The organism is Polynucleobacter brandtiae (assembly GCF_002797575.1).
GTDB classification, from domain to species: Bacteria; Pseudomonadota; Gammaproteobacteria; order Burkholderiales; family Burkholderiaceae; genus Polynucleobacter; species Polynucleobacter brandtiae.
Genome location: NZ_PGTX01000001.1, coordinates 148045 through 171007, shown reverse-complemented (window position 1 = coordinate 171007; position 22963 = coordinate 148045). Strand labels below are relative to the sequence as shown.

The 22963-nt window shown below is 44.9% G+C and carries 24 protein-coding genes and 3 tRNA genes; 10 read left to right on the top strand and 17 right to left on the bottom strand.

Annotated features, from left to right (window positions below; translation table 11 throughout):
• Positions 1–28: 28 nt before the first annotated feature.
• Positions 29–886, bottom strand: a complete 858-nt coding sequence (locus B0G85_RS00905) for an NRDE family protein (RefSeq protein ID WP_100378563.1) — start codon at positions 884–886, stop codon at positions 29–31.
• A 63-nt stretch (positions 887–949) separates the two neighbouring features.
• Positions 950–1954, bottom strand: coding sequence for a CAF17-like 4Fe-4S cluster assembly/insertion protein YgfZ (gene ygfZ, locus B0G85_RS00900; RefSeq protein ID WP_100378562.1), 1005 nt, complete (start codon positions 1952–1954; stop codon positions 950–952).
• A 70-nt stretch (positions 1955–2024) separates the two neighbouring features.
• Here ygfZ and mltG point away from each other — a divergent pair, with 70 nt between their 5' ends.
• Genes mltG through B0G85_RS00870 form a run of 6 tightly spaced genes read left to right on the top strand, consistent with a single transcriptional unit; the run spans position 2025 to position 6947 of the window.
• Entirely contained in the window at positions 2025–3092 is a 1068-nt protein-coding gene (gene mltG, locus B0G85_RS00895; protein WP_232725879.1) for an endolytic transglycosylase MltG, read from the top strand.
• A 3-nt stretch (positions 3093–3095) separates the two neighbouring features.
• The gene (gene tmk / locus B0G85_RS00890) at positions 3096–3734 is read left to right on the top strand and encodes a dTMP kinase (protein WP_100379127.1); all 639 of its coding nucleotides are present in this window, start codon (positions 3096–3098) and stop codon (positions 3732–3734) included.
• The gene (locus B0G85_RS00885; RefSeq protein ID WP_100378561.1) at positions 3735–4883 is read left to right on the top strand and encodes a DNA polymerase III delta subunit-related protein; all 1149 of its coding nucleotides are present in this window, start codon (positions 3735–3737) and stop codon (positions 4881–4883) included.
• A 10-nt stretch (positions 4884–4893) separates the two neighbouring features.
• Positions 4894–5679 carry a TatD family hydrolase gene (locus B0G85_RS00880; protein ID WP_100378560.1) on the top strand — a complete coding sequence of 262 codons (786 nt, stop codon included), beginning with the start codon at positions 4894–4896 and terminating at the stop codon, positions 5677–5679.
• Positions 5679–6380 carry an ankyrin repeat domain-containing protein gene (locus tag B0G85_RS00875; protein ID WP_100378559.1) on the top strand — a complete coding sequence of 234 codons (702 nt, stop codon included), beginning with the start codon at positions 5679–5681 and terminating at the stop codon, positions 6378–6380. The genes B0G85_RS00880 and B0G85_RS00875 overlap by 1 nt, the downstream gene beginning before the upstream one ends.
• A gap of 54 nt (positions 6381–6434) precedes the next feature.
• Entirely contained in the window at positions 6435–6947 is a 513-nt protein-coding gene (locus B0G85_RS00870) for an ion channel (protein WP_100378558.1), read from the top strand.
• On the opposite strand, the gene B0G85_RS00865 is transcribed toward B0G85_RS00870, so the two are convergent.
• The 4 genes from B0G85_RS00865 to hyi form a co-directional block, all read right to left on the bottom strand.
• Positions 6944–7912 (bottom strand): DUF3108 domain-containing protein, encoded by a 969-nt coding sequence (locus B0G85_RS00865; RefSeq protein WP_100378557.1) that lies wholly within the window; start codon positions 7910–7912, stop codon positions 6944–6946. The two genes, B0G85_RS00870 and B0G85_RS00865, sit on opposite strands and share 4 nt — an antisense overlap.
• Before the next feature lie 40 nt (positions 7913–7952).
• Positions 7953–8543, bottom strand: coding sequence for a YqiA/YcfP family alpha/beta fold hydrolase (locus B0G85_RS00860; RefSeq protein WP_100378556.1), 591 nt, complete (start codon positions 8541–8543; stop codon positions 7953–7955).
• A gap of 14 nt (positions 8544–8557) precedes the next feature.
• Positions 8558–9460: a 2-hydroxy-3-oxopropionate reductase gene (locus B0G85_RS00855; RefSeq protein WP_198508705.1), complete on the bottom strand. Its 903-nt coding sequence runs from the start codon at positions 9458–9460 to the stop codon at positions 8558–8560.
• A gap of 62 nt (positions 9461–9522) precedes the next feature.
• Positions 9523–10299, bottom strand: coding sequence for a hydroxypyruvate isomerase (gene hyi, locus B0G85_RS00850; protein WP_100378554.1), 777 nt, complete (start codon positions 10297–10299; stop codon positions 9523–9525).
• Positions 10300–10452: 153 nt separating this feature from the next.
• Here hyi and B0G85_RS00845 point away from each other — a divergent pair, with 153 nt between their 5' ends.
• Both B0G85_RS00845 and B0G85_RS00840 read left to right on the top strand, forming a co-directional pair.
• On the top strand, positions 10453–11052 hold the full coding sequence (locus tag B0G85_RS00845; protein ID WP_100378553.1) for a hypothetical protein: 600 nt from the start codon (positions 10453–10455) through the stop codon (positions 11050–11052).
• Position 11053: 1 nt separating this feature from the next.
• Positions 11054–11899, top strand: coding sequence for a M48 family metallopeptidase (locus B0G85_RS00840; protein WP_232725878.1), 846 nt, complete (start codon positions 11054–11056; stop codon positions 11897–11899).
• 88 nt (positions 11900–11987) lie between these two features.
• Here B0G85_RS00840 and B0G85_RS00835 read toward each other — a convergent pair whose 3' ends face one another.
• The gene (locus B0G85_RS00835; RefSeq protein ID WP_100378552.1) at positions 11988–12599 is read right to left on the bottom strand and encodes an anthranilate synthase component II; all 612 of its coding nucleotides are present in this window, start codon (positions 12597–12599) and stop codon (positions 11988–11990) included.
• On the bottom strand, positions 12584–13450 hold the full coding sequence (locus B0G85_RS00830; RefSeq protein WP_100378551.1) for an anthranilate synthase component I family protein: 867 nt from the start codon (positions 13448–13450) through the stop codon (positions 12584–12586). Before B0G85_RS00830 ends, B0G85_RS00835 begins: the two co-directional genes overlap by 16 nt.
• 23 nt (positions 13451–13473) lie before the next feature.
• Between B0G85_RS00830 and B0G85_RS00825 the strand changes: the two genes are divergently transcribed.
• Positions 13474–14561, top strand: a protein-coding gene (locus B0G85_RS00825; protein ID WP_100378550.1) for an IS3 family transposase whose coding sequence is annotated in 2 segments (ribosomal slippage) — positions 13474–13726 and positions 13726–14561 — 1089 coding nt in all. Because the reading frame shifts where the segments join, the coding sequence is not laid out codon by codon here.
• On the opposite strand, the gene B0G85_RS00820 is transcribed toward B0G85_RS00825, so the two are convergent.
• The 5 genes from B0G85_RS00820 to gltX form a co-directional block, all read right to left on the bottom strand.
• On the bottom strand, positions 14558–15091 hold the full coding sequence (locus tag B0G85_RS00820) for a hypothetical protein (RefSeq protein WP_100378549.1): 534 nt from the start codon (positions 15089–15091) through the stop codon (positions 14558–14560). The two genes, B0G85_RS00825 and B0G85_RS00820, sit on opposite strands and share 4 nt — an antisense overlap.
• A gap of 425 nt (positions 15092–15516) precedes the next feature.
• Positions 15517–15593 (bottom strand) — tRNA-Asp (locus tag B0G85_RS00815).
• Positions 15594–15669: 76 nt separating this feature from the next.
• Positions 15670–15745: transfer RNA gene (locus B0G85_RS00810), tRNA-Glu, on the bottom strand.
• A gap of 41 nt (positions 15746–15786) precedes the next feature.
• Positions 15787–15862: transfer RNA gene (locus B0G85_RS00805), tRNA-Ala, on the bottom strand.
• 81 nt (positions 15863–15943) lie between these two features.
• Positions 15944–17338: a glutamate--tRNA ligase gene (gene gltX / locus B0G85_RS00800; protein WP_100378548.1), complete on the bottom strand. Its 1395-nt coding sequence runs from the start codon at positions 17336–17338 to the stop codon at positions 15944–15946.
• Between the two features lie 90 nt (positions 17339–17428).
• Between gltX and hslO the strand changes: the two genes are divergently transcribed.
• On the top strand, positions 17429–18394 hold the full coding sequence (gene hslO / locus B0G85_RS00795) for an Hsp33 family molecular chaperone HslO (RefSeq protein ID WP_100378547.1): 966 nt from the start codon (positions 17429–17431) through the stop codon (positions 18392–18394).
• 14 nt (positions 18395–18408) lie between these two features.
• Here the strand turns inward: hslO and ftsB are convergent, their stop codons facing one another.
• The 4 genes from ftsB to pyrG are packed head-to-tail and all read right to left on the bottom strand — an operon-like array spanning position 18409 to position 22661.
• On the bottom strand, positions 18409–18732 hold the full coding sequence (gene ftsB, locus B0G85_RS00790) for a cell division protein FtsB (RefSeq protein WP_100378546.1): 324 nt from the start codon (positions 18730–18732) through the stop codon (positions 18409–18411).
• A gap of 37 nt (positions 18733–18769) precedes the next feature.
• Positions 18770–20056 (bottom strand): phosphopyruvate hydratase, encoded by a 1287-nt coding sequence (gene eno, locus B0G85_RS00785; RefSeq protein WP_100378545.1) that lies wholly within the window; start codon positions 20054–20056, stop codon positions 18770–18772.
• A gap of 56 nt (positions 20057–20112) precedes the next feature.
• Positions 20113–20976, bottom strand: coding sequence for a 3-deoxy-8-phosphooctulonate synthase (kdsA, locus tag B0G85_RS00780; protein ID WP_100378544.1), 864 nt, complete (start codon positions 20974–20976; stop codon positions 20113–20115).
• A 23-nt stretch (positions 20977–20999) separates the two neighbouring features.
• Complete coding sequence (pyrG, locus tag B0G85_RS00775) at positions 21000–22661, bottom strand: CTP synthase (protein ID WP_100378543.1); 1662 nt, start codon at positions 22659–22661, stop codon at positions 21000–21002.
• Positions 22662–22963: the final 302 nt, after the last annotated feature.

Genomic DNA, 22963 nt, shown 5'->3' with positions numbered 1-22963 from the left:
TACAAGATAGATGGGCCTTACAGCTCAATCAGGCAGACAAGTTTGAGTCCTCGGCTTTCGCCAACGTTCCCGAAATCATCTCATGACCGACGGTGCCGCTTGCATCAAAACGCCGCTCTATTATTTCAAAATGACCATCCTTGCGAACTCGCAAAACAGTGCTTGCGCACGTTCCATATGATGGCGTCTGAATAAAGGCGGCTGATAGCGCCTTCTCCCAATCTGTACTTACACCCGTATTAGGTAACTCTTGCGTATTTGCCTCGCGAGTATCCGCGAGTAACTGTAAGTAGCGTTCTGCATTTTTAAGTTTGCCATCATCCATAGCTACGGCTTGCGCAAAAGCTGCGACGCGGTGGTTTACTTTTGGCCAGGGCGTGTCGAGCATTGCATTGGATAAGCCATATATTCCGGCCTCTAAAGCCTGATCAGGAAATACTTTTCTAGGGCGAATACTTGCCCCCATCATCAGTCGATTACTAACCCAATGCATTTCTGCATTTGTTGGATCGCTCAAATCTGCCATCAATAAGTTAAAGCCATTGTAGAGATGAAATCGTTTGGCATTTTCTTGAACGTAGTCTTGTGGTTTATTGTTTCCAGCAAGATACTGCACAGGGAGCTCTCCACGAGTTCTAGCATCCGGGCTTTTTTCACTAGGAGCCCTTACATTGGTTAGGGCAGCAAATCGACCGGTTTTAGTAAAACCCAACCAAGTGCCAGGGCTACCAATCACATCAGCCTTATCTCGTCCCGCCAGCATTTGTGGGTGCTCAGGCCACCAAGCCATAGGCTCCGTATCACGAGCATAAAATTCATCTCGATTTGCCGCTACTACTAGCGGATAGTCTGGGTGCGATTTCCAGGCAAAAAGTATGAGGCACATAAAGATAATTAAAAAAGGAGTGTGATGAAGTACGAGAACGAGAACGAGGGGCAGAGACTAGGGCTAAATTTCTAGTAAGGGGTAGGGAATAGGATCTATTGCTAACAAGGGCCCATCGAGCCCCAAGCAAATTTCTCCAGCTTCTAAAGCGTCAAGTTTGCACTCTACCTGAAGGTTTACCCGGCCGGGCTGACTTGGGCTAGGAGAGCTTAATACGACCATGCCACAGGGCTGCGTAACATCTCTAGAGTGGAAGAGTTCATCCCCGGGCTTGCTTAAATAGGTACTTGCCAAATCTGTATCAAAGTGGGCTAGCTGCAGGCGGCGCTTAACGGCACCGCGATATTGGCTACGGGCGACTATTTCTTGTCCTGGATAGCAACCTTTTTTAAAGTCAACTCCCAGTACAGACTCAAAATTAATCATTTGAGGTACAAATTGCTCTTGCGTCGCTAAAACAATTCGAGGAATAGCGCTCAGTACCTCTAAATTATTCCACTGCTCTAGCTCGAAACGGCTTTCCTGAGCAAAGGCATTACTTAATTTGGGTTTTGCTGTTAACACTCTCGAAAAGGTCTGTTGCCCATCCACAACATCAGGAAGTCTTAATGCAAATGCGTCAGTTGCAATGGAATGGACGGGATGATCTTGAGTTAACGCATACGCGCCATCTATATCCCACTCATCCGATGCATTGCTCACCCTTACTTTGGAGCGCAAAACGTACATCGAGAGTCTCTTAGCAATGCTGACGGCAAGGTCTTTTGATATGAACATTACGAATCGATCTTCATCAGATTCGTTTTTGGGGCACAAGTAGACCCAGGCGCTGGCCAATAGGCGCCCCTTAGGACTGCAGTAACCAACAAGCCTTACAGCTTCCAATCCACTGGCAATAGATCCCGGATAACATCGCTGAAGACTTAGCACTGAGTTGCTTAGCTGACTTTGAAGTAGGGTAGCCGCATCGGGCCCCTCAACCATAATCAAGCCCCAATCAGAAAGCAAGGTTGATCCAGCTGTTAAATGGGGAGGTGATAGAGAGGTAATTTTGGAGGAAGTAGTCATGAGCTTTTATCATAGCTTGATGAGTGGAAAATTTCAAAAAAGAGCGTTATTTAGTCGTTATCCCCAAAAGATGCCCTGGAAATTTTATGGCATGGGATTCGCGCTGACGCTTGCCCTCTTCTATTGCGCCATCTTTATTTGGCCTGTGGTGCCAAGCGTACCTAATTTAAGTACTGCGAATAGTTTAGCCAAGGCTGCCGATAAAGTAACAGTCGGCACTACCTTTCAAATCAGGATATCACCTCAATCTGGGCTCTTCTCGATAGCGCAGCAATTGGCGCAACAGGGTGTACAGGCATATCCATTTGCCATCATGCTCTCCGCAAGAGCCATCTTGGTAGGCTCTCAACTAAAGCCGGGAACTTATTTGCTGCCCCAAAAAGCAAGCTTAGGAAAAATTCTTTTACAAATTGCGCGGGGTGATCGTATTCGGGCTAGTGTAGCTATCATTCCAGGGATGACTATTTGGCAAGTTCGCGCGCTACTGGATACCAACCCATGGCTAACCCATCAGACAGAATTGATGAGCGCTCAGGAGCTACTTCAGGCCCTAAACTTGAACTATGACAGTGTTGAGGGCCTTTTCTTTCCGGATACGTATGTATTTGACCCTGAAGATACAGACCTGTCGATCTATCGTCGCGCTGCCCAGGCGATGCAAAAACAGCTTAGCAATGCTTGGGAGCAAAGAGAGGCAAAAACGCCCTTACAAAGCCCCTATCAACTACTTACCCTGGCATCTATTATTGAGAAAGAAACAGGGCGCTCAAGTGATAGAACTTTGATTTCTGCAGTGTTTAGCAATCGACTTAATCTCAAGATGCCGTTACAAACCGATCCAACCGTTATTTATGGTGTAGGACCCCACTTTGATGGAAATCTTCGAAAATCAGACCTTCGTAAATACAATCCCTACAATACTTACATGAACAAAGGATTGCCGCCCACCCCTATTGCAATGCCCAGCAAAGAATCCCTGCTGGCAGCAGTCAATCCGGCTAAAAATGACGCCATTTACTTTGTAGCCCGGGGTGATGGTTCAAGCCAATTCTCAAAGAATCTTCGAGATCATGAAAATGCGGTTGATCAATTCCAGCGCAAGCGCAAAACTTCCTCTCAAACTACTTCACAACACTAGATGATGAGCAATCCACTTCCTGGTTTCTTTATTAGTTTTGAGGGCATCGATGGCGCCGGTAAAAGCACCCATATTGAATCCTTTAGTAAATTAATTAAAAGCCGTTATCCGCAGTATGAGGTTGTTTTGACTCGGGAGCCGGGCGGAACAGTATTGGGTGAGCAGTTGCGCTCACTGCTGTTAGATGCGCCAATGCACCTAGAGACGGAGGCTTTACTCATGTTCGCGGCAAGGCGTGAACATATAGCTCAGGTCATAGAGCCAGCATTGCTAGCCGGAAAGATTGTGATTTCAGATCGCTTTACAGATGCGAGCTTCGCCTATCAGGGCGGTGGTCGTGGCCTAAGTATTGATAAGTTAAATGCACTGGAACAATGGGTGCAGACTCGTGCCGATGGAGGATTACTGCAGCCTAATCTAACTTTTCTGTTTGATTTGCCTGGGTCAATAGCACAGGCAAGAAGATCGAAAGTAAGGTTGCCCGATAAATTTGAAAAGATGGACTTAGTATTTTTCGAAAAGGTCCGCCAAGAGTACCTTCGTAGAGCAAAAGCAGATCCATTGCGCTTTCATTTAATTGATGCAACCCAAACACCAGAAGTTATTTGGAGTGGTTTACAGCAGCTGGAAATAGCGCTCTAAATGGCGGAGCCTATTTATTCCGACTTAGGGTCTAGTAAAATTGCACCTTGGCTACAGCCAATTTGGGATAGCTTAAATCTAGAAGCGCTCCCCAGCGCTTTACTCATTCATGGCCAAGCCGGTATTGGAAAATTTGAGTTCTCCGTGAAGTTGGCTAAAGCGCTTTTGTGTGAAGGTGCATTGGGGATCTCAAAACCCTGCAATACCTGCGAGGCATGTCATTGGTTTGATTCTGGGAATCATCCTGACTTCATCCCCCTGGTCCCTGAAACCCACCGCAAACTATTGCCACGCGGACACTTTGATGCGGAGATGGATTCCCCTAAAAAATCAAAAGCCGGGCTATCTGATGGTGACGGAGAGACTATAGAGAAGAAAGAAAAGAAAAATATTTCTATTGAGGAAACGCGTTCCGCCATTGAGGGGCTGTCCATTGGGACGCATCGTGGTGGTAATCGCGTCATCTTAATTTACCCCCTGGAAATGCTCCGAGCGGATTCAGCCAATACTTTACTTAAGTCCCTTGAAGAGCCACCCTCCAATACTATTTTCATTCTTCTTGCAGATCGAGTGGATAGAGTGCTACCCACTATCCGCTCTCGCTGCCGCTTAATTACTGCCCCTAGACCAGATCGCTCAACAGGGCTTTCATGGCTGCAGCAGCAACTGAGCCATGTGCCAGGACTAAAAATGGGTAGCGATGAAGTTCAGTCAATTTACGATGAACAGGGTGGGGCACCCCATGCTGTTTTAGCCTCCTTATTAGCTCGACACCACCAAGATGAAAAAGACGAATTGACTATTTCGATTCAGGCTTCTCGCAATTTATTACAGGCCCTGTCTCAGGGAGCTCGAATTCATTGGCTCGATACGGCCGAAAAGATTCAGAAAGCCCGCTACGCTGTCTTACTAGCTACGATGCAACGATGGATTGCAGATGTGCAGAGCTGCGCTCAAAATGGTCATCCGCGCTACTACCCAAAACATGAGGCTAATATTCACAAGCTTGCCCAGCAGGCAAGGTTACCCAAGCTACTCCGCTTTTGGAAGTCGTTGGTTGCAGCTCGTCGTCATGAAAATCATCCCTTGGCAACCCGAATTCAGCTAGAGGCATTGCTTTCTCAATACCAACAGATTTTTGAAGATTAAAATGTGAGCTATGTTTATAGACTCACATTGCCACCTCGATTTCCCAGAATTTCAAGCTCGCCTCCCAGAGGTTCTAGCCAATATGGCTGCTTGCAAGGTTACCCATGCCCTATGTGTATCTGTTGATATTCCTGACTATCCAAAGGTTCGCAAGCTAGCCGAAGATCATCTTCACCTATATGCCTCTGTTGGGGTTCACCCAGATTATGAAGATACGCTTGAACCTAGCTTTGATTTCTTGGTATCTGAAGCACAGCATCCCAAGATTATTGCCATCGGAGAGACGGGCTTAGATTACTTCCGTATGGGCGATCGTACTTATGAATCTATGGAATGGCAACGCGAACGCTTTAGAACGCATATTAGAGCTGCTATTGCCTCTAAAAAGCCTTTGATTATTCATACGAGATCTTCTTCTGAGGACACTCTTAGAATTTTGAAGGAGGAGGGTGCCGATCAAATTGGTGGCGTCATGCATTGCTTTACCGAAAGCACTGAAGTAGCTAAAAAAGCGATTGAAATGGGCTTTTACATCTCGTTTTCTGGCATTGTGACCTTTAAAAGCGCTAAAGACCTGCAGGAGACCTGCAAACAAGTCCCTCTAGATAGAATGCTGATCGAAACGGATTCTCCTTATTTGGCACCCATTCCTTACAGAGGAAAAACCAATGAGCCTGCATGGGTTAGTAAGGTTGGCGAGTTTGTTGCTGACTTAAAAGGGTTGCCGCTAGAAGTCTTAGCTAAGCAAACCTCAAATAATTTTTTTCAATGTTTTCAAATAAATAGAGATGATTAATGAAGTATTCGTTTAAATTAATTCTAAGCTTCAACATAGCTTTAATGCTACTTTCGGGGCTTGCTTTCGGTCAAACGGCCGATCAAATAGCTGACTTTACAAAAGCCGCAAAGTTTGATGACGTATCTGAGGTCAAATCTCTGATTAAATCTGGAGTGAATCCTAATACGCTTGATCCAAAGGGCAACCCAATGCTGATTGTGGCGATCAGGGATAAATCAAGCAAGGTAGTCGACCTATTGTTAGGTGAAAAATCCATTGACATCAACCTAAGTAATAAAAGTGGTGAAAACCCGCTCATGATTGCCTCGATCGAGGGTGAGTTAACTGTTGTCGAAAGTATGGTGCTCAAAAACAAGGCGGATGTTAATAAAACGGGTTGGACACCATTGCATTACGCCTGTACCACTGGGAAGCTTGATGTTGCTAAGTTTTTACTCAGTCATGGCGCAAAGATTAATGCCCTTAGTCAAAGTGAAACAACGCCGTTGATGATGGCAGTGGGTTCCGGCAATGATAGTTTGATTAAATATCTGCTTGATCAGGGTGCAGATCTTCGATTGCGCAATCACGAGGGTTATTCAGCAATTGATGTTGCTGAGCTATTCGGCAAAACGGATATCCGTGACGGATTGGCATCACGCTGGGAGAAGCTTTATAAACAGCCATATCCAGGCGGGCCCAAGAAATTATCCTCTTGAAATATAGCATTAATAACTGCGCATAATCATTATTATGTCAAATAAGAAATTAATATGGATTTAAGCCTTCTCAATACACTTCCCAGTCTGCACTCCCTTTACGCGCAGATCATCGCCGATATGGGAAACAGCCAAATTTGGATTGTTGTCGTAGGATCTTGCTTGATGCTGGCCAGCCATGCCATTGCTGTTCTTGGTGTTGCAACGGCATTTCATAAGATCAATGGGTTTATGGTCGACAGGCATATTTTTGGCGCAAGCTTTGTTTCCTACTTTATCGCCATTAATTTGATCATTTTGATTCACCTCATTGAGATTGTGATTTGGTCTTATATTTGCGTTGGCTTAAAAGTGTTTCCTTCTAATCCTCAAACCTTTTACTTTGCTGGTGAAATGTACACAACCGTTGGTTACGGTACATGGACGCTGCCTAGTCAATGGAAAATCTTGCCAATACTGATCGCTTTTACTGGTGTATTTGCTGTTTCAATGTCGGGTGCCGCGTTGTACACCATGATGGGTAGCTTCATTGGCGGTAAAAAAGAGAGATCAACAGCCCAGATTTAATTGCTAGGTGGCGGACCTTTTTGCTTGAATATTAGCTCTAAAGTACGGCCGCTAGCCTCTAACGACCTTATTCGTCCGGGCAGCCAATCCAGATCTCTGGCTAACCAGATATCGACTTGGCGTTTGAATGGGTCCTTCTCACGTTGCATCAAAGCATAGTGTCGGTTAATCGTCTGACCCAAGCTTGGAATGTCATCTGATATAGCCTCACCATAGCTTTTAAATTGCCACATCTCAAGGGTGTTGAAGTCGACTACTGGGATGGATCTAATGGTTCCAGCTTCATCAATCTTATCGCTACCGTTCAGGAGTGACGCTAACTGAAACATCAAGCTGAATCGATCTTGAGTGCCTGGCAATAAGTCAGGTGTAAATTCTGGTTTCTCGGAAAAGTACATCTTCCCTGCTCCGTTTTGGTCTCGATCAAAGCGAGAGTATCTTGGATCTTTTGTTCCACGTTGAGTCCAATAAATAGCAGGAGCAATTCCATAGGCATCTACGCTCCCACGAGATTCAAATATAAATGGCCCCACTACAGCATAAGGAATATTGATGTACAGGCGATATTGACTGCCATTGACGATCCACTCTAGGCTGGCAGTTTGCAAAAGCTGGCCATCAAGATAAGCATCAAAATATAAGGTGCTTGATTCAGGGAGTTGAAAAGATTGTCCGGATTGATTTCCTGCTGCACCCTTGCCCGCTTCGTCTGCTGTTGCGGATGTATCTGATGCGACAGCGTTTGTTTGTTTTGGAGCAGATCTAATCTTCGGCCTGCTATTCATCTGAATCTTTTTCGGAGGCTCTACCCGTAGATCCGTTTTAATGATGAGATCCTCAGAGATGGGTGGAGTGCGACTGAATGAGAAAAAAGGAACGCCAAAGAAGAAAATAAGATGCCCTGAAATAGAGATGGCAATGGCTGCAAGCAAAAGCCAAAATGATTTTTTGGGGATGAAATGCATTAGCTCAGAAAACAAATCCGAAATGAAATGGGTAATGAAGCTATTCGGAGGTGATAAAAGCAACCACTTGTGGCAAATGATCTAAGTAGTCTGCAATGCCATGATCGCTTCCTTCGAGCACCAACTGTTGCGCACCCTCATAAAAGGCAACCATTTCTTTCCAATCGAGCAACTCATCTCCTTTAGCTGCTATTAAAAAGTAGCGCTCAGGATCGCTTATTTTGGAAACCTGCAAGTCTTTCAATTCACTGATGTATTCATACTTAAAATCAAAAGGTTCTTCGCTGTCGTAAGTAGTCATCATGCCTACATGCGGTTCAAGCTCCCTTGCTGCGAACACAGCTGGATTTAAGACAACACCCTTGCAATGGTATTTTTCAGCAAGGTAGTTGGTGTAAAACCCCCCAAGAGATGATCCAACCACCACCAGCCTATCCGCCGAGGATTGCTCGATATGAGCAGTAACCATTGCCATGCTTTCTTGTGGAGAAGCTAGCAGTTGAGGGCAATACCATTCATACACTTGATCTGGATTACGAATAGCCTTGATAGCATCGCCAGTCATCATCGCCTTGCTTGATCTTGGTGATGAGCGAAAGCCGTGTAGATAAACTAATAGCGTAGATTTCATATTGCCAGCCCAAATCAGGATTTTTGACCGATCTCGAAATTAGCCATCTTCTCCAGGGCTCTCACCATTGCTGAATGATCCCAAGCCCTACCACCATGAGCGCTACAAGAATTGAATAATTCCTGCGCTGTCGCTGTATTGGGGAGTGAGACGCCGATTGCCTTAGCACTGCTCAAAGCCAGATTCAGATCCTTCTGATGTAACTCAATCCGAAATCCAGGATCAAATGTTCTTTTTATCATTCGATCGCCATGCACCTCTAAGATCTTCGAGCTAGCGAATCCACCCATTAAGGCTTCTCGCACTTTAGCGGGATCAGCCCCTGCTTTTGCTGCAAAAACAAGCGCCTCTGCAACAGCCTCAATATTAAGCGCTACGATAATTTGATTGGCCACCTTAGTGATTTGACCAGCTCCGTTGTCGCCCACCAAGGTAATATTTTTACCCATCAATTCGAAGATAGGCTTTACATGATCAAAAGTAGCCTGATTACCCCCCACCATAATGGTGAGTGTTGCACCCTTGGCGCCTAACTGACCGCCCGATACTGGTGCATCTAAGTACTCACAACCTAAGGCATTAATTTTTTTAGCAATCTCTTTGGTTGCGATAGGTGAGATCGAGCTCATATCAATGACGATCTTTCCTTTAGATAAACCTGATGCAATACCGTTGTCACCAAAAAGCACTTTTTCTACATCAGGAGTGTCGGGCACCATTGTAATAATGATGTCCGCTTTTGAAGCGACAGCGGCAGGACTTTCACAGACAATCGCGGTGCTTTTGATGAGTTCTTCCGGTACCTTGCTACGGGTATGAATGAATACTTCATGTCCTGCGTTCACTAAATGCCCAGCCATGGGGGCTCCCATGATTCCCAAGCCCACAAAACCTAATTTCAATTTACTCATGAGAATTTCCTTTTTGCATTATTCGCTAATAGTTTGTTGTAATAATCAATTGACTTAAACAATGGTGATTATTCGTATTTCGATATCCATCCAAGTCCTGCTTCAGTCGTTTTGAGGGGCTTATACTCGCAGCCGATATAACCGGCGTATCCTAGTTTGTCGAGCAATCCGAATAAAAAATCATAATGAATTTCGCCAGATCCAGGCTCATTACGGCCAGGATTATCGGCAAGCTGAATATGTCCAATACGGCTAAAGTATTTTTGTATAGTATTTGCCAACTCACCCTCCATCCGCTGTGCGTGATAAATATCATACTGAAGATAGGCGTTCTCAGCCCCTACTGCATCTAGTATTTCAATGCCCTGTTCTGTGCGTGATAGATAGAAGCCTGGAATATCGAAGGTGTTAATGGGCTCAATGAGCAACTTCAGTCCTGCACTCTTGAGTTCTGAGGCAGCATATTGAAGATTAGCAACGAAGGTATCTCGCAGTACTTTGGGATGAACGTCTGAGGGCGCTTTTCCAGCAAGGCAGTTCAGTTGCGGTACGCCAAGTGCTGTTGCATATTCAATCGCCTTGGCTACGCCAGCACGAAATTCCTCAACCCGGTCTGGGTGGCAGGCAATTCCCCGCTCGCCAGCATCCCAGTCCCCTGCTGGCAAATTGTGAAGCACTAGCTTCAGAGCGTTGTTATCTAGGGCACTTCTTATTTCTTTTTGGTCAAAGGCATAGGGAAAAAGGAATTCTACGGCTGTAAAGCCCCCTGTCTTCGCTAGCGCAAAGCGCTCCATAAACGGTACTTCAGTAAACAACATAGTGAGGTTAGCGGCAAAACGGGGCATAGCAATCCTTTGGTAATAGACAATATTTAAACTTCGATACTATCAAATTAGACACCCAAATTTCCTAGATATTGCTGGACCGCACAATAAAGTGAAAAACAGGCTAGAAATACGATAATATCAATAGATAACCACTGATCTCTAAGGATAAATATGCAAACTCACCTCACATTAATCACCTTAATTGCAGCCGCTTTATTAACAGGTCCAGCCGTGGTGATGGCTCAAGCTCCGGCAGCCTCTGCGCCAACGGTCATAGATGCCGCAGTAACCGACAATATATATCAGCTCTATGAAGGTGTAGTTACTAAGATTGATAAAAAAAATCGCACCATCTACTTTAAAAATGCAGAAGGTGAATCTAAGTTTGTTGCTGGCCCAGAAATTAAGAGTCTGGATCAAATAAAAAAAGGCGATCGCTTAAATGTGTCCTATGAATTAGCCGTAGCTATTGAGCTAATCAAAACAAAGAGTGACGGAATTCGCAGCAAAGTGGAGACATCTACTGAAGCCACATCCAAGGCTGGAGAAAAGCCATCACGCACTATCTCAAATACCACCACTATCATTGCTGACATTATTGGGGTTGATCGCGCCAAGAGGTTAGTTTCTGTCAAGGGCCCAAGCGGTAAGGTCACAGTAGTGACTGTCAAGAATGCTCAGCTTTTGGCAGATGTAAATGTTGGCGAGCAAGTTAAGGTGATTTATTTTGATGCAATGGCTGCGTCTATTACTACACCAAAAAAGAAGTAATTTGCTGCAAGGGCAATGGTCTAAATTAGATATGCGTTTTTGTTTAGGCCTTGCCTGCACCCTGCTCTTGGCAGCGTGCGCTAATACTACCCGCCCTGGTGCTGTTGGCATTACCCGCTCTCAGTTTATGATGGCCTCATCTGATGACGTCAACCGTCTATCTGCTTCTAGTTACAACGAGCAAAATCAAAAAGCTAAAGATAAAAATATATTGGTGAACTCAGGGCCTACCTACGATCGCCTCAAGGCAATTGCCAATCGACTGATTCCACAGACAGAGGCATTTCGCGATGACACCAAGCAATGGGACTGGCGCCTCACTTTAATTGATGCTCCGGCACTCAATGCGACCTGCGCACCGGGTGGGAAAATTACTTTTTATACGGGGATCATTGAGCAACTTAATCTTAATGATGATGAGATTGCCGCCATCATGGGTCATGAAATCGCTCATGCAGTCCGTGAGCATGGTAGGGAACGCGTTTCTCAGGCGGCAGCACAAAGCATCTTAGTTAATATTGCTATGGCAGTAGCAGGTCCTTACGGATCAGCGATCAGCGTAGCCAACCAAGCAGCTCAATATGCAATTGTTTTGCCAAACTCAAGGGAAAATGAAACAGAGGCTGATGCCATTGGACTGGAGTTAGCGGCAAGAGCAGGCTATAACCCCGCAGGTGCAATTAGCGTTTGGAAAAAGATGTTAAAAGCTACGAAAGATCAGAGCTCACCTGAATTCTTATCCACCCACCCTTCTGGGGAAACCCGAATTGATCAACTTACCGCACTGATGCCTACGGTGGAGCCACTGTATAAGGTGGCGCTAAAGCCTAAGGCATATGAAAAATAATCGCCAAAAAATGTTGCTAGATATACTAACTAAGATGAGTAGTGACGACGATCTAGACTAGATTTTGAAAAATTATTTATAAGTTTATTTATCCATTACAAAGCCCGCTTTCATTAACAATATAAGTATTAATAAAATTTTTTAATATGCGATCTCCGTCCTCAGTGCCGATACTTTCCGGGTGAAACTGAACCCCCTCTATCGGTAGTGTTCTATGCCTTATTCCCATGACATAGTGATCGTCTGTAGACTTAGCTGAAACTGTTAGATGGGATGGCAAATGGTCCTCAGAAACGATAATTGAGTGATAGCGCATTGCACAAAAGTCCTGAGTACCATAAGAAGAAAAGCAGCCCAAGCCATCATGGGAAATATTACTTGTTTTGCCATGCATGAGACGGCTTGCGTATTTAATATTGCAACCGTAATAAAGGCCAATTGCCTGATGGCCCAAACAGACACCCAAAACCGGTAACCTTCCTTGGTTTATATCCAATAGCCGACCATATCCTGATTCACTCGGATGGCCAGGTCCAGGGCCCAACAAGAGCATGTCAAATTCATGATTCTGAATCGCCAATTCAAGACCAGGGTCATCTTTTCTAAATAGGCTAATACAACATCCTATATTCTCTAAATAGGCAACCAATATGTGGACAAAGCTATCGTAAGCATCTACAACAATTACGCGGCAGGACATAAAAGCTCTCTCCCCGTAATAGCCCTAAACATAGACCCCATCTTCTGCATCGTTTCGGCAAGTTCTTTATCTGGGTTGGAGTCTGAAACAATTCCGGCAGAAGCTCTTAAGCAATAGCATCCATCCTTAAATGTTGCGGTTCTGATACAAAGCGCAGTATTAATAAAATCACTGCCAAAACTAATGAGGCCTAAACATCCAGCGTACAGGCCTCTGCTGCTGTCCTCTAAATCTGAGATGATTTCCATCGCTCGAATTTTTGGCGTACCGGTCATTGTTCCAGCAGGAAAAGTTGCCAGCAGAACATCATATTTATCCTTCCCCTTTTTTATCAGCGCCCGTGTAGTAGTCACCATGTGGTACACATGCGAATATTCTTCAATCTCAAGCATGTCACTGACAACGACACTTTCTGAGTCCGCAATTCGGTGCAGGTCATTGCGACATAGATCAATTAGCATGAGATGTTCAGCCAATTCTTTTTTATTGCTATGTAATTGTTCAGTCGCCAGGGCCTTATTAATGCCAAACGCCTTTCCAATGGTGCCAGCGATGGGCCTCATAAGCACTTCGCCATCTTCAATTTTGATAAATAACTCTGGACTAGCGCCAACTATTGTCGTCCCCTCGATCGAAAATAAGTACATATAAGGGGATGGGTTCATGACTCTTAAATTGGCATACACGTTGATTGGTGTTATTTCGCTAGTCAAGGTTATTTTTTGTCCAATTTGCACTTGGTATACGTCGCCTCTGCGTACGTGATTGAGTGCTGCCTCTACTTTCTTAAGATAGTTTGGTTTAGTAGTTTGGTAATCGTCCCCTAGGTTAACCGTCCTTAAAGGTAGAATTTTCTCAATTAGAGGAGTTCTACATGAAGCGTTCCAAATTTACTGATAGTCAGATCATGGAAGCCCTAAAACGGGTTGATGCTGGCCTAGCAGTCCCTGATATTTGCCGTGAGTTGGCCATTAGTACTGCCACCTTTTACAAATGGCGCTCTAAATACGGTGGCATGGATACCTCGATGATGGCCCGCATGAAGGAGCTAGAGGCCGAGAACGCTCGACTTAAGAAGATGTACATCGAAGAAAAACTCAAAGCGGAGATCGTCACCGAAGCCCTCGCAAAAAAGTGGTGAGGCCGTCTCGCAGACGCGAGATGGCCAAGCAGGCGGTTCAAGACAAAGGCATATCGATTAGATTGGCCTGTGAGGCTTTTGCAGTGAGCGAGACCTGCTATCGCTATGAGGCTAAACATAACGCAGAGAACGAGCAGATTGCGGATTGGCTAATCCGTTTAACCGATAACAATCGGATCTGGGGCTTTGGGCTGTGCTATTTGTACTTGCGTAATGTGAAGAACTTTAAGTGGAACCACAAGCGGATCTATCGTATTTACAAGGAGTTAGAGCTCAACTTGCGTATCAAACCCCGTAAGCGTTTGGTACGCGATAAGCCCGATGCCTTGGTGGTTCCGCTCAGTGCCAACCAAGTGTGGTCCATGGACTTCATGCACGATCAATTAGCTGACGGCAGAAGCATTAGGTTGTTTAATGTGATTGACGACTTTAATCGGGAAGCTCTCGGTATTGAAGTGGACTTCTCGCTGCCATCAGAACGGGTAATCCGATCTTTAGATCACATCATTGCTTGGCGAGGTAAACCCAGCATTATTCGAGCGGACAATGGGCCGGAACTTGTGAGCGGTAGACTAATGGAATGGGCAGCAAAGCATCAGATCCACATACAGCATATCCAACCTGGTAAACCACAGCAAAATGCGTATGTGGAACGCTACAACCGAACAGTGAGATATGAATGGTTATCCCAGCATTACTGGGATAGCATTAACGAAGTTCAAGAATTCGCAACGCAATGGATGTATAAATACAATTACGAGCGTCCAAATATGGCATTGGGCGGCATTACCCCAAAACAGCGACTGGCCATGGTTGCTTAACTAACTCTACCTCTGAGGGCAGTTAAAAAGGGGAGGATTACCGTTTCATAGTGAGCTGTAAAGTTACTTAGGCTATGTTCTGAGGCCACCTCTGCCATAGTTGGTGTGCGCAAATACTTTTCTATAGTTGCCCGGTCAATTGATGCTGCGCCGGGATAGTCATACTGATAGACTTGAATCTGGTGTTCGCTAAATTCAATATAGTTTGAGTAGCAGCAAATATAGATATCGGGAGTAGATCCAACTTCATATCCAGGCAATTCCTCTGCAAAGTGGATTGTGTTGTATGCCATCGTAATAAATGCCATGAAACTGTCCTCAATGCCAGAGCAGTAAAGATCAATTTGTCTTAAGAAATCCCAAATTGCTCTTCTATTTGAAATCTGATAGTAAATGCAGCCGGACGCCTTTAGAAAAAATTGTTTTGAGCCATAAATCTCCTGTATCACCTCAATGAGCTCTGGATTCGCTTTAAATATCACCTCACAATCACTGACGGTGATAGTAATTACTGGATTAATACCGATCATTGAAACTCGCGAATCAACAGTATTGGGCCCTAAAGACTCCAGTAGAAAAAGGTCCTTACTTTTATAGTAGGTTAATAGGTTTTGGTAAATTTGAAATGCCGTGGATCTATGGTCGACATTTCTCTTGCAATCCCCTCCATGATCTATGGGGTATATTATTTTTCTGCTTATCATTAAATTGTCTTTGTATTGATGTGTCGGTACAACAATACAAAGCAGGGGTAAACGCGTCAATCCAAAATGTAGATACAGGATGTGGGATGTAGCCTACGAATACTTTAATAGTAAGCTGCAGCTAATAGAAGTTGAGGCAACAGAGTTATTACTACTGATAACAGATGTATGGTCCAAGGCTAGGGCCAATGGTGGCGGACAGAGATCGCTAAAAAAAAGAGCCCCATGGATAGGGGCTCTTAGAGGATACTTGGCGGAGCGGACGGGACTCGAACCCGCGACCCTCGGCGTGACAGGCCGATATTCTAACCAACTGAACTACCGCTCCAAATACATCGAGTAAAACATCACATACTACTGACTGCAAAACTTACAACACTACCTGTTACTGCAGCCAAAAATTCTGGCGTCCCCAGGGGGATTCGAACCCCCGTACTCACCGTGAAAGGGTGATGTCCTAGGCCTCTAGACGATGGGGACCTGGACCAACATTACAACTGAATCTTACAATTTCAAATGCTTGGTGGAGATAAGCGGGATCGAACCGCTGACCTCTTGCATGCCATGCAAGCGCTCTCCCAGCTGAGCTATACCCCCGTAATCTCGTAATCAAACTTCAAGACACTCAAAACAATCCAAGATTTTATCCTATTTTTGTGTCGCTGCGCAAATTATCTATCAGACAACCTTAGAAAGCCTATTTAATACTTCTTGCTTGCCCAAAACAACTAGGACAGAATCAATAGCCGGGGTCTGCGTGGTCGAAAAAAGCGCATAGCGCACTGGCATCGCCAGAGCTGGCATTTTTATCTGATGATGGGTCAAAACTTGCTTAAATATTGACCCGTACGCCTCTTTACTTGGTTGAGCAGCTTCGATTGCTTTGATTAAATCTTGAAGTGCTGGAACAATCTCCTTAGGAATATTTGCCGCAATCTGATCCGAGGTGTGGGCAGGCGCTGGCAGATAAAAAAGCTTAGCCCCTTCCGCAATTTCAATCAACGTATTAGCGCGATCTTTAAGCAAGTCTACGACCTGAGCAAAGTCTGGGCCATTTTCTGTATCAATACCAAGTACATGCGCAAATGGCTTTGTGAGCTCTGCTAATTGCTTAGAATCAGCGTTTTGTATGTATTGATGGTTAAGCCAAAGTAGTTTTTCAGGGTTATGTTGTGCTGGTGAGCGACCCAAGCTTGCTAAATCAAACCACTGAACAAATTGCTCTTTAGTAAATACCTCAGCATCACCATGCGACCAGCCTAAACGCGCTAAATAGTTCAGAATAGCTTCTGGTAAGTATCCCGCCTTTTGGTAGTCACGAACACTCATAGCACCGTTACGCTTACTCATTTTCTCACCAGAATCGTTCAAGACTGTTGGTAGATGCGCATAGACCGGCAGTTCACCACCAAGGGCTTTCATAATGTTAATTTGTCGGGGCGTATTGTTTACGTGATCATCCCCCCTGATTACATGCGTAATCTTCATATCAAGATCATCAACCACAACACAAAAGTTATAGGTTGGAGTACCGTCAGGTCGAGCGATAACTAAATCATCTAGCTCATCATTGCTGATTTCGATTTTACCCTTCACGGCATCCTCCCAAATGACAGAGCCTCCAATCGGATTCTTAAAACGAATCACTGGCAAAACATCTGTCGGTATGGGTGGCAGCGTTTTGCCAGGCTCAGGACGCCAACGTCCGTTATAGCGGGGTTTTTCTTTATCAAGCATTTGCTGATCGCGTATTTGGTTAAGCTCTTCTTCGCTCATATAGCAGGGATAAGCCAAATCTGAATCTAGCATCTGCTTGACTACAGCACGATAACGATCGATGCGTTGCATTTGGTAAATGGGCCCTTCATCTAAATCTAGGCCAAGCCAAGCCATGCCTTCAATGATGACATCGACCGCCTCTTGACTGGAACGTTCGAGATCCGTGTCCTCGATGCGCAAAATAAAATCACCCTGATTGTGTCGCGCAAACGCCCAAGGATAAAGTGCGCTGCGAAGGTTTCCTAAGTGAATAAAGCCCGTCGGACTAGGGGCAAAGCGTGTACGTATATGCATAAGCCATATTATCTCAGGTCAACCACAGCCTGATTACCGTTTTTGCTGTTTTCTTCACTCAATCAGAAAAAAAAGTGGATACTTTGCGCTATGAACGAACTACTAGTCTTTTTGTGTGATGGCGCCCCAGTGCGCGGGGAAATTGTGTCAATTAGTACGGCCTGGCAGGCTGTGCTAGAGCGTCGTAATGACCCCCCTGTCGTTAGGCGTTTATTGGGCGATTTTGTGGGTGCAGCCACCCTTTTAAGCGCTAGCCTCAAATTTGATGGAACCTTGATTATTCAAGCCCAAAGTAAGGGCCCTATTCAGCTCTTAGTGGTGGAATGTAAGTCTGATTTGAGTATGCGGGCAACGGTGAAGCTTTCTGTAGATGCAGACACAATAAGCCCCAATGCTACCTTGGGTGAACTATTGGATGCTGACAATACAGGCCGCCTGGTCATTACGCTCGATCCGGCAGACCGCCAGCCAGGTCAACCACCTTATCAAGGGATTGTTGCGCTTCAAGAGCATCGTGGCACTGTCATCAAGCCGGTCACCAGTGCAGCAGAAGCCATTGCTCTATACATGCAAAACTCTGAGCAGTTGGATACACGCATTTGGTTGGCATCAAATGAAACTCATGTTGGCGGGCTTCTGTTACAGCGCCTACCCAATTCTGGAGGTCATGTGCACCTAGACCCCCAAGTGGCGGCAGAAGGCTGGGCTCGCATCCAGACCTTGGGGGAGACTATTACCGACGATGAACTTCTCTCGCTGCCACCCGAAGTAATATTACGAAGACTCTTTTTAGAGGAATCCGCAGAAAATGGTGTGCGAAGCTTTCCCTCTAGGGCAATTCGGTTTTCATGCCGCTGTTCGCGCATAAAGGTCGCTTATGTATTGAGAATGTTGGGAGAGGCAGAGGTAGAGAGCATTCTTGCAGAGCAAGGTGCAGTAGAAACTGAGTGTGATTTTTGCACAAAAATATACCGCTTTGATGCGGTAGATTGCCGACAAGTTTTTAAAACAGATCTACTAGAGGATGCAACAAGACCGCCATCTAGCGGCCATTAATGGCTATCAGCTTACTAATTGGTAATAGCCGATTTTTCACCAGTAGCAGTATTTTTAGATGATTTTTCAGCTGGCAAAATTTGGACGAAAAATTCACCTTCTTTAATCATGCCATGCTCTACGCGGGCTCGCTCTTCAATGGCGCGCGTACCCTCTTTTAAGTCTTTGACATCACCGGTTAACTTCGCATTACGCAAACTGAGCAGGCTATTTTTAGCCTGCTGTAGTTCAACTTGTTTTTCCATGTCGTACACCTTCAGCCACCCACCCTTACCTAACCACAGTGGGTATTGGATTGCCAGAAGCAGCAACACCATAGAGTAGATGATTATGCGCATAATCTAAAAAATTCAATCAGCCTAAGTAGTTAGAGAATTAGCGCTTGAGATTATAAAAAACAGATTTACCAGGATAGGTAGCTACATCACCTAGACCCTCTTCAATACGCAAGAGTTGGTTGTACTTTGCAATACGGTCAGAGCGCGATAGAGAACCAGTCTTGATTTGACCGGCATTCGTACCAACGGCAATATCTGCAATAGTGCTATCTTCCGTTTCACCAGAGCGATGCGAAATCACAGCAGTGTAATTAGCCCGTTTGGCCATCTCAATCGCAGCAAAAGTTTCAGTCAGGGTACCTATCTGGTTGATCTTGATCAAAATAGAATTCGCAATTCCCTTTTCAATCCCCTCTTTAAGAATGCGCGTATTGGTTACAAATAAATCATCCCCAACAAGTTGAATTTTTTTACCTAATTTTTGTGTAATGTCAGCCCATCCATCCCAATCACTCTCATGCATACCGTCTTCAATAGAGACAATTGGAAATTGGTCAGCAAGGTTTCCTAAGTAGTCTGAAAATTCACTAGAAGTCAGTTGCAAGCCTTCGCCAGACAATTGGTACTTACCGTCTTTATAAAATTCACTGGCTGCACAATCAAGCGCCAACAAGACATCTTCGCCAGCTTGATATCCAGCGCCTTCAATGGCCTTCATAATGGTTTGCAGGCATTCTTGATTACTTTTAAAGTTCGGAGCAAAGCCACCTTCATCACCAACTGTAGTGGGCATTCCTTGGGCACCCAATATCTTTTTAAGCTCATGAAAAATCTCTGCTCCACAGCGTAGTGCTTCACGAAAATTCTGTGCCCCAACGGGCATGATCATGAACTCTTGAATATCTAAACTATTGTTAGCATGCGCACCGCCATTCACAATATTCATCATTGGTACAGGCAATTGCATTCCGCCTGATCCACCGAAATAGCGATACAGAGGTAATCCTGCTTCTTCAGCAGCTGCCCTGGCTACTGCCATTGAGACCGCCAATGTAGCATTAGCACCTAAGCGAGCCTTATTATGAGTACCGTCAAGCTCGATCAAAGTATGGTCAAGAAAAGCCTGCTCGCTAGCATCTAAACCTAGAATAGACTCCGCTATTTCTATGTTGATGTTTTGAACTGCCTTAAGAACGCCTTTACCTAAGTAACGTTCTTGATTGCCGTCTCGCAACTCAATCGCTTCGCGTGAGCCTGTAGAGGCGCCAGAAGGAACGGCGGCTCTGCCCATTACGCCAGATTCAAGTAATACGTCGCACTCTACAGTGGGGTTACCGCGTGAATCTAAAATTTCTCTACCGATGATGTCAACAATGGCGCTCATGCAGCCTCCTAAATGAAATAAATATGTTCGTAACAGGACAAACCTTTAAAGCAGCCCTACTTAAAACTGTCCTCCAGAAATACCCCAGGTTTTTTTACAACGAGATCAATTGCCACCAATGATTCAAGCAAGTCCTTCATTCGGTTCAGTGGCACTGCGTTGGGGCCGTCTGATAATGCTTTTGATGGATCGGGATGGGTCTCCATAAAAAGACCACTAATGCCAACCGCGACTGCAGCACGAGCCAATACGGGGACAAATTCACGTTGACCGCCACTGGATTGCCCTTGACCTCCTGGCAGCTGAACTGAATGGGTTGCATCAAACACTACTGGGGCTTTTGTATCGCGCAAAATCACTAAGCTACGCATATCAGATACTAAGTTGTTATAGCCAAAAGAAGCGCCCCGTTCACAAACCATGAATTGATCGGCAAGCTTTGCTTGAACTGCGGCATCACGCGCTTTATCAATCACATTGAGCATTTCATGAGGGGATAAGAACTGACCCTTCTTAAAGTTCACCGGCTTACCACTTTGAGCGCAAGCCCTAATGAAATCCGTTTGACGACAAAGAAAAGCCGGGGTTTGAAGAACATCAACTACTTTTGATACTGGTTCGATTTCACTGATGTCATGAATATCCGTCAGTATCGGGACACCAATTTCCCGCTTTACTCTAGCCAAAATTTCAAGGCCCTTTTCCATTCCCAGTCCGCGAAAGGATGTCCCGGAAGATCGATTGGCCTTATCAAATGAAGATTTATAAATAAAGGGAATACCCAAAGCGCTGGTGATCTCTTTGAGTTGGCCGGCAATATCCATGGCAGACTGTTCTGACTCAATAACACAAGGACCGGCAATCAAGAAAAAGCGCTGGGTTAACCCAACATCAAATCCACATAACTTAAATGAGCTCATAAATTTCCTAATTCTTGCGCGGGTTAGGCTGGCTGTTTAAATGTGATGTTGTGCTGAGCCAATGCTGCACGAATAAATGCAGAAAACAAAGGGTGGCCATCACGTGGTGTCGAAGTAAATTCAGGATGAAACTGCACACCAAAGAACCAGGGGTGCATCGCCTTAGGCAATTCCATCATCTCAGGCAGAGACTCATTAGGCGTTCTTGCAGAAATAATAAGGCCCGATTTTTCTAAGCGAGGTACATAGGCATTATTTACTTCATAGCGGTGACGGTGACGCTCATTAACCTCCGCTCCATAAATATCATGGGCTAGTGTGCCGTCTTTTACGGGGCATCGCTGAGAGCCTAAGCGCATCGTACCGCCAAGGTCTGAATCGTTGCTACGCTTCTCAACACGACCTTCTCGATCAATCCATTCTGTAATGAGAGCAACAACGGGACTCTCTGTCTCAGGGTCAAATTCAGTACTATTGGCGTTAGTGATAGAGGCTACGTGACGTGCAAATTCGATAACGGCCAATTGCATACCCAGGCAAATGCCTAGGTATGGGACATTGTGTTCACGCGCATATTGGATAGCTGCAATCTTTCCTTCTGTGCCGCGCTTACCAAATCCGCCTGGAACCAATATGGCATCAAGGCCCTTAAGGCAATCAATTCCATTTTTCTCAATCACCTCAGAGTCAATGTAGTTGATATTAACGCGTGTGTGATTATGGATGCCTGCATGTCGTAAAGCTTCAATCAAAGACTTATAGGATTCAGTAAGCTCAACATACTTCCCAACCATACCAATGATGACTTCATGCTGTGGGTTTGCTAGCTCATAAACAAGCTTTGCCCAAACAGACAGATCTGCAGGCTTAGCTTGGATTTCAAGTTCACGACAAATAAGATCATCCATGCCCTGCGCTTGCAGCATTTCAGGTATTTTATAAATGGTGTCTACATCCCAAACCGAAATCACTGCCTCTTCTCTTACATTTGAGAATAAAGAAATTTTGGCTCTTTCGTCCGCAGGAATTGGGCGGTCCGCTCGACAAAGTAAAGCGGTTGGCATGATGCCAATTTCGCGTAGCTTTTGTACTGAATGCTGCGTAGGCTTTGTTTTCAACTCTCCTGCACTTGCAATATAGGGAACCAAAGTGAGATGTACAAAAGCACAACTATGCTTTGGCATCCGAATACTCATCTGACGAGCTGCCTCAAGAAATGGCAGTGATTCAATATCGCCTACAGTTCCACCAATCTCACAAATAGTTACATCAGCATGACCATCATGACTGGCAAGAGCACCGCGTTCAACGAAGGCCTGAATCTCATTCGTAATGTGGGGAATAACTTGTACTGTTTTTCCAAGATATTCACCACGACGCTCTTTGCTGATAACGGACTCATAAATCTGACCAGTCGTAAAGTTATTGCTTTTACGCATTTTTGCTGAAATAAAGCGTTCGTAGTGGCCCAGATCAAGATCGGTCTCAGCCCCATCCTCTGTTACGAAAACTTCGCCGTGCTGAAGCGGGCTCATTGTCCCAGGGTCAACGTTAATGTAGGGGTCTAACTTAAGGAGGGTGACTTTCAGGCCGCGGGATTCGAGAATCGCGGCAAGCGAGGCAGCTGCGATTCCTTTCCCTAAGGATGAAACCACACCACCAGTGACGAAAACGTATTTGGTCATCGCTTATGCTCTGTTGGAAATGGTAATTATAGCGACAGCTTTAAAAACCCGCCCTTTTTCTATCCATAAGCTGCTTTTATTGGATTTACAAAAAACCTTTCGTCTGATATCCGGATGTTATTTGCTAATTTATAGTGAATTTTTAAGCTTTAAATTTCATATTTTTCATTTTTTTATTAATATTCATCAATTTTCCTTATTAAGTCTTATATAAGACTGAAAAATAGATCTACAATAGATAAATCGGGTGCAATTCAAGGCCTGTTTTTACTGTTGATCACTCTTACCCAATAGGAAACACG

Coding starts and splice junctions, on each gene's coding strand:
- ygfZ (WP_100378562.1), bottom strand. CDS start 1,954: ATGACTACTTCCTCCAAAATTACCTCTCTATCACCTCCCCATTTAACA.
- gltX (WP_100378548.1), bottom strand. CDS start 17,338: ATGCATATACGTACACGCTTTGCCCCTAGTCCGACGGGCTTTATTCAC.
- B0G85_RS00885 (WP_100378561.1), top strand. CDS start 3,735: ATGGCGGAGCCTATTTATTCCGACTTAGGGTCTAGTAAAATTGCACCT.
- B0G85_RS00875 (WP_100378559.1), top strand. CDS start 5,679: ATGAAGTATTCGTTTAAATTAATTCTAAGCTTCAACATAGCTTTAATG.
- pyrG (WP_100378543.1), bottom strand. CDS start 22,661: ATGACCAAATACGTTTTCGTCACTGGTGGTGTGGTTTCATCCTTAGGG.
- B0G85_RS00820 (WP_100378549.1), bottom strand. CDS start 15,091: ATGATCGGTATTAATCCAGTAATTACTATCACCGTCAGTGATTGTGAG.
- B0G85_RS00905 (WP_100378563.1), bottom strand. CDS start 886: ATGTGCCTCATACTTTTTGCCTGGAAATCGCACCCAGACTATCCGCTA.
- B0G85_RS00835 (WP_100378552.1), bottom strand. CDS start 12,599: ATGTCCTGCCGCGTAATTGTTGTAGATGCTTACGATAGCTTTGTCCAC.
- B0G85_RS00870 (WP_100378558.1), top strand. CDS start 6,435: ATGGATTTAAGCCTTCTCAATACACTTCCCAGTCTGCACTCCCTTTAC.
- kdsA (WP_100378544.1), bottom strand. CDS start 20,976: ATGAGCTCATTTAAGTTATGTGGATTTGATGTTGGGTTAACCCAGCGC.
- B0G85_RS00880 (WP_100378560.1), top strand. CDS start 4,894: ATGTTTATAGACTCACATTGCCACCTCGATTTCCCAGAATTTCAAGCT.
- ftsB (WP_100378546.1), bottom strand. CDS start 18,732: ATGCGCATAATCATCTACTCTATGGTGTTGCTGCTTCTGGCAATCCAA.
- B0G85_RS00865 (WP_100378557.1), bottom strand. CDS start 7,912: ATGCATTTCATCCCCAAAAAATCATTTTGGCTTTTGCTTGCAGCCATT.
- B0G85_RS00845 (WP_100378553.1), top strand. CDS start 10,453: ATGCAAACTCACCTCACATTAATCACCTTAATTGCAGCCGCTTTATTA.
- hyi (WP_100378554.1), bottom strand. CDS start 10,299: ATGCCCCGTTTTGCCGCTAACCTCACTATGTTGTTTACTGAAGTACCG.
- eno (WP_100378545.1), bottom strand. CDS start 20,056: ATGAGCGCCATTGTTGACATCATCGGTAGAGAAATTTTAGATTCACGC.
- hslO (WP_100378547.1), top strand. CDS start 17,429: ATGAACGAACTACTAGTCTTTTTGTGTGATGGCGCCCCAGTGCGCGGG.
- tmk (WP_100379127.1), top strand. CDS start 3,096: ATGAGCAATCCACTTCCTGGTTTCTTTATTAGTTTTGAGGGCATCGAT.
- mltG (WP_232725879.1), top strand. CDS start 2,025: ATGCCCTGGAAATTTTATGGCATGGGATTCGCGCTGACGCTTGCCCTC.
- B0G85_RS00860 (WP_100378556.1), bottom strand. CDS start 8,543: ATGAAATCTACGCTATTAGTTTATCTACACGGCTTTCGCTCATCACCA.